The following is an 8,658-nucleotide window of genomic DNA, read 5'->3' as shown; positions in this document are numbered from 1 at the left end:
TATCATCTCCAAGTTCTGATCGAACAGCGTTACGCCGCACGGAAGATGGTCGATGATGGATTGAATGATGCGGCGGCATTCTGGGGAATTGGCGAGCATCAACAGGCCGTTGAGGCCATTGGTTTCAACATCCTGGTTGGCCCAATTGTCATCCATTTCGGATTTCAGCCTATCTCGCAACCGGCGAACATAATTCTACCAAAAGTATGGCAAGCCTATGTCCATTGGGTCAATCCATCGTGCACTCGGATGCACCCGTTGTTACAAGTCGTCTCAATCCATAGCCGCGTTAAAATTTGTGACAGAGCCTCCTCCTTTTGGGGATGGCAGTGCCGCTGTTCTTGCTGGCCGCGACCGTTTCCTGAATGATCTGCATGAACATCGATTGGGGGGAGGGGGAGGCGAGCATGCGTTGTCCTTTTTGCGGACATGACGACACCCAGGTGAAAGATTCCCGCCCTACCGATGACAATGCGGCCATCCGTCGCCGCCGAGCTTGTCCAGGTTGTGGATCGCGGTTCACCACCTTCGAGCGGGTTCAAATCCGCGATCTGGTGGTGATCAAGAAGGACGGCAACCGCTCTACCTTTGACCGCGACAAGGTGGTCAAATCGCTTCAGATCGCTTTGCGGAAACGTCCCGTGGATGAGGAACAGATCGAACGCATCGTCAATGGCATCCATCGCCGCCTGGAGAGCTTGGGGGAGAACGAGGTTCCGTCCAAGCTCATCGGCGAACTGGTCATGGATGTGCTGATGGAGATGGATCAGGTGGCCTATTTGCGGTACGCCTCGGTCTACCGAAACTTCCGCGAAGCCAAGGATTTTGGCGATTTTCTGGGGAAGATGGGACGGCAAGGCGATGACTAAAGCCGCATGACGATAAGCCTACAAGGTATTGGCCAATATCCCCGTTACTTTCCCCCGGAAGCCCCCCCTTTACGGCAGAAATAGCTATCCCAAAAATTCAGTCACCTTGTTCAGGAATTTTTCAATTGAGATGGGCTTGGCGAGGTAGGCGTCACAACCGCTTTCAAGGATTCGCTCCTCGTCACCCTTCATAGCAAACGCGGTTACCGCGATGATAGGTATCGCTTGAAGTTCAGCGTCTTCCTTCAGTACGCGGGCGAAATCTAGGCCGGAAACCCCCGGCAACTGGATATCCAAAAGGATAAGATTTGGGCGGCTCTGCTCGACAATCTCTTTGGCTTCGCGACCATCCATTGCTTGCAGGGTGGAGTAGCCTCTGGCCTGAAGAATGTCATTAAAAAGCTTTAAACTGAGGGCGTTGTCCTCAATGATCAGTATGGTCTTCCTGGGCAATTGGTCCCGCATTGAGAGGCTCCAAAAATTCAAGACACATCCGCACCATAAGTATGTAAGCTAAAGTTTGGTCACCTGCAAATGAGATTGAGAATCTGCCGCATTCCCCCGTGGCGAGCCAATCAGATCAATGGTAACCGCCTACATCCGGGGGCAGCCGCTCAGCCATCAAGTTGTAAATCGCAGTCATTGCGATTAACTTGCATCATCATTCTTTTGTGGTATGTGTTTTGTTCAGGTGAATGAAATGCGACAGGAAGTGAGCCGTGGATGAATCGCCCCCGTCTCGTATCGAGCAGCGTTGCATTGAAAAATCTATGAAGATGACGGACCAGCGGCGAGTTATCGCTCGCGTCCTATCGGATGCAACCGACCACCCTGATGTCGATGAAGTTTATCGCCGTGCAGCCGAGATCAATCGGCATATCAGCATTCCCACTGTCTACCGCACCGTGCGACTTTTTGAGGAAGCAGGCATCCTTGAACGGCACGATTTCGGCGATGGGAAAAAGAGCAGATACGAAGAGGCCGAAAGTGACCATCATGATCACTTGATTGACGTAACTTCAGGGGCAGTTATCGAATTCTCCTGCGTTGAGATTGAAGCTTTGCAAAAGAAGATTGCCGCAGATTACGGCTATCAGGTCATCGGCCATCGCCTTGAGCTTCTTGGAGTTCCACTGACACCAGAAGATCGGCAGGAGGACCAATAGTCCATCATAGCCAGGGGGCCTTCAGCCAGGGGACAGGGAAACCTTGGACGGTGAAATCGTTGCCCGGTTTGCGTAATTTGATAAATGAACCCAAGATCGCCTCCATCTTGGTGACGGAGCCAACTCTGGAACCGTGATGAATTCAGCGACCAGGAAGAAGCTCAACATGAAGGCGACTGCCTGTGGCGGCGGCGTAGCGTGCCAGTGAAGTCGATGAAGGAAGGGAACGGCCACTTTCCAGCCGTGCAACCACGGACTGGGTGGTGCCCATCCTTTTTGCGACTTCGGCCTGAGATAGACCCGCCCGTTGCCGGGCACGGATAAGGGTTTCCGCAATCTCGAACTCGTCCACGACTTCGTTGAGGGTTTCGACCTTCCATTCCATGGACAGACCGTATCGCAAAATAGCGATTATTGGAAGGTAACTAAATGGGAAGATTTAGCGGCCTCGAAACGGCGAGCACTCGACAGAGGAACCGTTCGACGGCCGGATAAAAAGGCGGGGGGCATCCACATTGGTGGTGGCTGTTCGTCTTGGGAGGAAGCCACGAGGGGATTGAACCACGATGATCGAGATCCATCTATCAGGAAATAACCGCAATACTGCATATGGCTGGCTGGGCTGAAGTATGACATTTGGTTTTGATTGGCATATGATGACGGAACTTCGCATGTTAGCATTTTAAGAAACATTCGCCCGTCTTGGTGGTGGCATGAGGTGCGAGGATGCAAACAACTGCATATTTTCGCGGCCCTATTGAAGAAACCATGGCTCTGCTGGTTGAAGCTCGGACCTTCATGATGGAAACCGAATGGTGGGACCGGCAAAAAGTAGATGGCGTTAAAGGGCTTCGGATAACCAATGAAACTTTTCGGTTAACAAGCCGTCTGACTCAAGTTATGTCGTGGCTGATGTTCCAGCGTGCAGTTCATAACGGTGAGATTTCCGCAGAATATGCGATGGAAAACCAATTTAGGCTATCGGGGCATGATGTGTGCCTTGACACATCGCATTCTAATGATGCCGTGATTTCTGATGAATTACGATCACTATTGAATCGTTCACACAAACTTTTTCTGCGGATCGAGCGGCTGGAAACAAGTTTTGCTCGCACAGCAACGCGTCATTCCCCATCATCTAACAACGAGGAATTAGACGCTAATTTCGGGCACGCTGAAACTGAACATTGACCCGCTGCCATCCCCAAAAGTCACTCAGAGTTTCTTGGTGACGGTTCAAAATGCGGCAGAAAATTAGCAAAGCGACAGCAAATCTCGCATCATCCACGCTGCCGCGAACGAACGGTCCAAGGAAGCCATGAGCCATTCAAAATCTGGTTGCCACTCGTGCCTGGAGGGAAAGGGTTTTGCTATTCCTTTCACCATGGCGTTTCAGCCAATTGTGGATTTGCATGAGCGACGCATATCGACCTACGAAGCACTGGTGAGAGGTCCAGAGGGCCAACCTGCTATGAGCGTTCTTTCTCAAGTGACTGCTGACAACCGCTACGCATTCGATCAGGCGTGCCGGGTCAAGGCCATCGAACTTGCAGCCAGCTTGGGCTTGGACCGGCGTCTGAGCATCAATTTCCTACCCAATGCCGTTTATGATCCCAAGGCATGTATACGTGCCACCTTGGCTGCTGCGGAACGAGTCAACTTTCCCCTCGATCTCATTACCTTTGAGATTACTGAGGACGAAAGGATCACAGATACCCCTCATCTGCTTAGCATCATCAAGGAATACCGCCGCCATGGATTCAGGGTGGCACTTGATGATTTTGGGGCGGGCTATGCCGGTCTTAATGTGCTGGCAGAGATGATTGTTGATGTCGTGAAATTGGACATCGCACTGGTCCGCGACATCGACCACGATCAACGACGCCGTACAATTGCCCTGGGAATGATAAAGGTATGTCAGGAGCTTGGTGTTGATGTTGTCGCCGAGGGAGTGGAGCGGACTCAAGAATTAAAAGTTCTTCGTGATGCCGGTGTGCGTTATGTACAAGGATTTCTTTTTTCACGGCCCGTTGTCAATTCTCTTGTCAAAGACTCTGATATCAACCTTATCCTTTAACGGTCAATAGCAAGTGGAAATCACATCGATACCGTATTCGAAATAATTTCACAGCGGCTTGCCGTATCCTCTTCCTTCACGATTAGTCCCGTTGATCAAACTGGAAGCCGCCGAACATAACTTCGCAGTCCGCGTTAACGGGCGGAAATACGGTTTCCACAACCATCTGGTCATCGCCGATGACGCGACCAACGAACGATGAACATTCATCATTATTCATGACAAACAATATGCGTCTACCGATGCCAATTATGTCATCCCTGTATTCATCGCCGTCATTGATCAGGTCGCTAATCGCAACAACCATCCCAACCAAATTTTCAGCCATTTTCAGCACTCCATAGTTTGATAGCCATTAGCTTGACCATTCGACGGGATTGGGGGGCAAAACCAGCACCGGACGGTTATCGCAAGGACCTCCCTTGACCGCACATCCCCGACGATAAATTACACGACCATCCTTGCGGACGTACTTTGTGTCTCGCCGCCAGTGACCGCACTTGGGAGTGCCCGTGCCTGTGCCCTCATGGCTTCGGCCTTCAACTGGACGGTGCCGCACGATGGTTTGCCCTGGTCTGATAACTCTGTAGGCCGGAAGCGGACGCTTACCGTGCTTCTTGCGAGACTTTTGCGTAGATTCATCGACATCAATTAAGTCCGCATAGATGGTCGGCTGCTGAATATATGACAGCACACCGATCACGTATCTGACATCATAGACTGGATCAAATCCTATCGTAACATCATTGCTTTCCTGTATCGAATACTCGAAAACACTCCCAAGCACATTTACTGTAGCAGTGTATATGACAGCAAACCCACCATCGGAACACTTGCCGCAGCATAATAATGCCAGCGTGTTTCCGCATTCATTCCTGATTATGTTTACGAGCTTCCCCACGTTAAGAAGCATCAAGTCAGGAATTTTGTAAAAATCAAGATCGCACCGTATCTCAATATCTAACTCGGCCGGGAACACGAATGGAACAGCATCAACTACGAGTTCCGCACCTTGATCAAAATTCTTAGCCGCATATTTGCGGAACTCATCAATTAATCGAAGCTGCTGTTCTTTGCCGATTGAAACACTCATGCTTGCCCCCATAGCTGTAGCTGAAGCCGTACATGCAGGGCTTTTGGATGTTCCATCCATGCACTCCAAAACTGATCGATACTAGCCGCCGTCAGACGTTCTGCCTTTGATCGAAAGATGTCCTGCACGGAGGCATCATCTCCGCTACTCATTTTGGACTGCCGCTGCCACCGGACACATTCACAAGCAATGTGTCCAGCGACAGCGTTTGCTGCTCACCGCTCAAACCAACTTGAAACCACATTAAGAACTTCGTTCTTGAAATCTGGCTTGGTCATCTTGCGGACTTCATCGGCGGTGTAGGACAATTGATGCCCGCTATCTACTTCATCGTAGTCATCGTCTTCCCACTTGCTAACTGACAATTCGAAAGTATGTTTTCCGGTTAACACGCGTTCCATGTCGTGTGCATCAGACCATACTTGTTCGACATACACGCGTGTCACTTCATTAATTCCGAAATTGTCTCCTTCATCATACAGCGTGCCTCGACCACTCTCTCCGCCATTTACGATGAACAAATCACCGCCAATGACGCAATACACAGGACCAATGGCACACTCACCGTCCCATGAGTAATAGTCATACCTTGCTTCAATTTTAGGTGTTGGGACGTGATCAGTTAGCCAGCAGACCCAATCAACGTTGGTTCCGTCACCTTCAAATCTGGCCAAAACCACATCCTCATCCTCATCCTTTAATTCGACAGTTACCCATTTCGTCCCATCGTCTTCATCTACTGATTCACAGGAAACCTCCCGACTGATCGCTTTGGCAATCTTGTCAATATCACCAATGCTGTACGGATACGCTCGGGCTGCGAGGCCCTGCATCCAGACCGTATTTATTGCTCCGCACAAACACTTCCTGTTTGATGGGTCGTTTTCGTAATAGACGTTGAACCGGCTCGATTTCATTTTCAACACCCCACTTACGCCTTAAAGCTGATCATCACATTTGATGAAAGCATGCTTTGTTGGCATGATTGCGACACGACATATGGTAAGAAGCTAATTGCACATTCGTCAAACAAAAAACGATAATGTGAAACATTGTTATAATCAAGATTATCAATACAAAATCCGCATTTCGATCATGAAAAAATTTTTATACAAACAGCCTTTGAGATCGCCCATTGCAACCTGAATGATATGTGCGGCATATAGTTAGGCAGTATTTGCGGCTTGAAAAAATATTTTCAGGCACCGAAAACTTCTTTGGCATGCGTCACGCGGATGACGTAGCGGCGATGATGCCCATAAAAACATGAATTGCGATTTTTTCTTGCATTGATTAAGCCTGTATTTCTTGAAATATATAAATGCTGGCAACAAAAGCCACTCGTAAACCAAGATTGAAAACGTTAATCTCTCCTGATAATGTTTGTCGTGCCATCAGAAGGTAGCGTGCCATGACAAACGATTTGAATGCGATCTGCGAAACTGATCACTCAGTGACCAGTTCCGAGTTTGAGGAAGATGATCCTCGCATAAACAAGCCGAGCTTATTTAAGTTGGCGGATGATGCCATTAAGCTGTGGCTTGAAGCTGATTTGGCTGTCGCTCAAACTCGGAATGAACATGCCAGGGCAAAGTATGAAGGCATATTCCGATTTGCATGGTCCGCGATAAACATCGAACCAGCCGCATTTAAGAACATCAACAAAGTGAAGGTTGATAAGCGTTGTGCGGACGATCCGTGGCGGTTACCGGTCAAGTACCTGCTTGAGATGACCAAGCGACTGTATTGCGAGAAGCACGGCTCGCCCGAGGCCAAGGCCGAATACCCATCATCAACGCTGGCCAAGGCCGTTGACCTTGTTCGCATCGCGGCCAAGGCTGGAATCGAGCCAGATGGGTTCGGGGCGTGGTGGGACCAGTACAAGGGGGTGAACGACATTCTTGACCGGTTCAAGGTCAAGTCGGTTGCCCGACCCAAGTCGAAATCCGTGATCAGCTTGAGCAAGCGGCAGTGGCGGATCATCCAGCGTGCCGTGGTTGGTTTGGCGTCAGAGGATGAAAAGGCCAAAGCCCGCATCTTGGTCGAGGATGCGATCCATAGCATCGACGAACCCGATGCTGACGACAGCGAGGAAGTCGAAGCTGTTGATGATGGTGACGATGCCCTTACGGCGGCAGACGACGAAACCGGTGATGCCCCTGACCATGATGAACATCTGTCTGCTGATGAGCAGCATGCCGACGATGATGGCGAACCCGAAGATGATCCTCCTCCGTCTGGTGGTGAACCACTCCCTACCGATGAACAGGAGACCGATACGGACACTGGTGCCCTTGGTCAACGGACTGACAAGGTAGCGGTACCTCAGAATGCGGCCGAAGCCATCGAGGCCGAAGCCAAACGCTTGGTCGCGACAATGCCACTCAATCGAATGGACCCTGGAGAAGTGAAGATATTTGGTGCTTGGCTCAATGACCACGCTGACCAGGAACTAATTTATGGTCTGGCGGTCAAAGCACACACGCTTAACACCGATATCGACCGGAGATATGGCCCGCTTGATTACCAGTTCAATGAAATTGTAAATCGCATTGTGAGGCTTCTTGCGGATGAAAAAGGCATCTACTTCAATGATGATCTACATGTTGATTATGACCATGGTGAACCGGTCAAAGACTGGATTGGTAAAAATCCAGCATGGGTTGCAATGGCCCATATAGATGACATCGGGGTCACATACTTCAAGGGATTTAATTCCAAGAAGGATGCAATCATGTTCGGGGGCTAAACCCCTGTCACCATATATAAGAAGGAGAATGATTTCGGGACTTTTGACATCTACTCCGACCCGCAAAGGTGGCTGAGCAAGCACTACACCCATCTCCCGCATAATTTTTGAGCATGCAAAGATTGCCCGCTTGAATTCGCCGCTATATGATGTCAGCAGCAAATTAACTGTGGCTACATGAGCCGCACGGGCAACTTAATGGAGCTTAACACATGTCGTTCCTGGACAAGCTGAAAGCAGCACCTGCACCGACCCGCGTCCCTACCGCTTCAAAAAGCACCCCCGTCACTCGGTTCATAAAGAAGGTGCGTGAGCAGCAGGAAATGGTTCAGGCTGCCATTGATGGTGGCGAGATCAATTCTCGGACCGCTTGGTTCACCAAGTCCGGTGACGCTTACCGTTTCAAAATTCTGCGGTCACCGCTGATCATTAACGACACGGAGTGGTTTGAAGCTGCGAACCTTGCCGATCTTAAAGCACTTTTCCAGGGACTGATCGACGCGGCGAATGGCGGCGACGAAAAGTTGGTCAAGTTGATCTACGAACGTTCTGAGTTGGATAAAGTGGCCGCCGAAAAGAAGGGAATCGGTCGCAAGAAGAAGTGATCGATTAAATTATCATCAAGCCCCGGCGGAGAAATTCGCCGGGGCTTTTTCATGCGTGGCATTCAGGCGGTTCAGAAACAATCTCATTCATCAAACTAA

At 49.9% G+C, this 8,658-nt stretch carries 11 protein-coding genes; 6 read left to right on the top strand and 5 right to left on the bottom strand.

Features of this window, described 5'->3' with window-relative positions; genetic code table 11:
- Positions 1 to 407: 407 nt before the first annotated feature.
- A complete protein-coding gene (gene nrdR, locus H261_RS21780) occupies positions 408 to 869 on the top strand; it encodes a transcriptional regulator NrdR (protein ID WP_040477176.1) in 462 nt (153 codons plus the stop codon).
- Positions 870 to 953: 84 nt separating this feature from the next.
- Here nrdR and H261_RS21775 read toward each other — a convergent pair whose 3' ends face one another.
- On the bottom strand, positions 954 to 1,334 hold the full coding sequence (locus tag H261_RS21775) for a response regulator (protein WP_008622021.1): 381 nt from the start codon (positions 1,332 to 1,334) through the stop codon (positions 954 to 956).
- A gap of 305 nt (positions 1,335 to 1,639) precedes the next feature.
- Between H261_RS21775 and H261_RS24240 the strand changes: the two genes are divergently transcribed.
- Positions 1,640 to 2,035: a Fur family transcriptional regulator gene (locus H261_RS24240; RefSeq protein ID WP_081609031.1), complete on the top strand. Its 396-nt coding sequence runs from the start codon at positions 1,640 to 1,642 to the stop codon at positions 2,033 to 2,035.
- 142 nt (positions 2,036 to 2,177) lie between these two features.
- Here H261_RS24240 and H261_RS24235 read toward each other — a convergent pair whose 3' ends face one another.
- The gene (locus tag H261_RS24235; protein WP_081609030.1) at positions 2,178 to 2,420 is read right to left on the bottom strand and encodes a helix-turn-helix domain-containing protein; all 243 of its coding nucleotides are present in this window, start codon (positions 2,418 to 2,420) and stop codon (positions 2,178 to 2,180) included.
- Positions 2,421 to 2,761: 341 nt separating this feature from the next.
- Here H261_RS24235 and H261_RS24230 point away from each other — a divergent pair, with 341 nt between their 5' ends.
- Together H261_RS24230 and H261_RS24225 are read left to right on the top strand one after the other, a co-directional pair.
- Positions 2,762 to 3,226, top strand: a complete 465-nt coding sequence (locus H261_RS24230) for a DUF1465 family protein (protein WP_008622018.1) — start codon at positions 2,762 to 2,764, stop codon at positions 3,224 to 3,226.
- Between the two features lie 127 nt (positions 3,227 to 3,353).
- The gene (locus H261_RS24225; protein WP_008622017.1) at positions 3,354 to 4,112 is read left to right on the top strand and encodes an EAL domain-containing protein; all 759 of its coding nucleotides are present in this window, start codon (positions 3,354 to 3,356) and stop codon (positions 4,110 to 4,112) included.
- Positions 4,113 to 4,194: 82 nt separating this feature from the next.
- Here H261_RS24225 and H261_RS21760 read toward each other — a convergent pair whose 3' ends face one another.
- The 3 genes from H261_RS21760 to H261_RS25150 form a co-directional block, all read right to left on the bottom strand.
- Entirely contained in the window at positions 4,195 to 4,440 is a 246-nt protein-coding gene (locus H261_RS21760) for a hypothetical protein (RefSeq protein WP_008622016.1), read from the bottom strand.
- A 27-nt stretch (positions 4,441 to 4,467) separates the two neighbouring features.
- Complete coding sequence (locus tag H261_RS25155; protein WP_152427049.1) at positions 4,468 to 5,205, bottom strand: hypothetical protein; 738 nt, start codon at positions 5,203 to 5,205, stop codon at positions 4,468 to 4,470.
- 215 nt (positions 5,206 to 5,420) lie between these two features.
- Complete coding sequence (locus tag H261_RS25150) at positions 5,421 to 6,122, bottom strand: hypothetical protein (protein WP_152427048.1); 702 nt, start codon at positions 6,120 to 6,122, stop codon at positions 5,421 to 5,423.
- Positions 6,123 to 6,616: 494 nt separating this feature from the next.
- Between H261_RS25150 and H261_RS25145 the strand changes: the two genes are divergently transcribed.
- Together H261_RS25145 and H261_RS21750 are read left to right on the top strand one after the other, a co-directional pair.
- Complete coding sequence (locus tag H261_RS25145) at positions 6,617 to 7,954, top strand: hypothetical protein (RefSeq protein WP_152427047.1); 1,338 nt, start codon at positions 6,617 to 6,619, stop codon at positions 7,952 to 7,954.
- A 212-nt stretch (positions 7,955 to 8,166) separates the two neighbouring features.
- Positions 8,167 to 8,559, top strand: a complete 393-nt coding sequence (locus H261_RS21750; RefSeq protein WP_008622014.1) for a hypothetical protein — start codon at positions 8,167 to 8,169, stop codon at positions 8,557 to 8,559.
- Positions 8,560 to 8,658 lie beyond the last annotated feature (99 nt).

This window comes from Paramagnetospirillum caucaseum, from assembly GCF_000342045.1.
Taxonomy (GTDB): domain Bacteria; phylum Pseudomonadota; class Alphaproteobacteria; order Rhodospirillales; family Magnetospirillaceae; genus Phaeospirillum; species Phaeospirillum caucaseum.
This window is presented reverse-complemented; position numbering and strand designations above follow the sequence as displayed.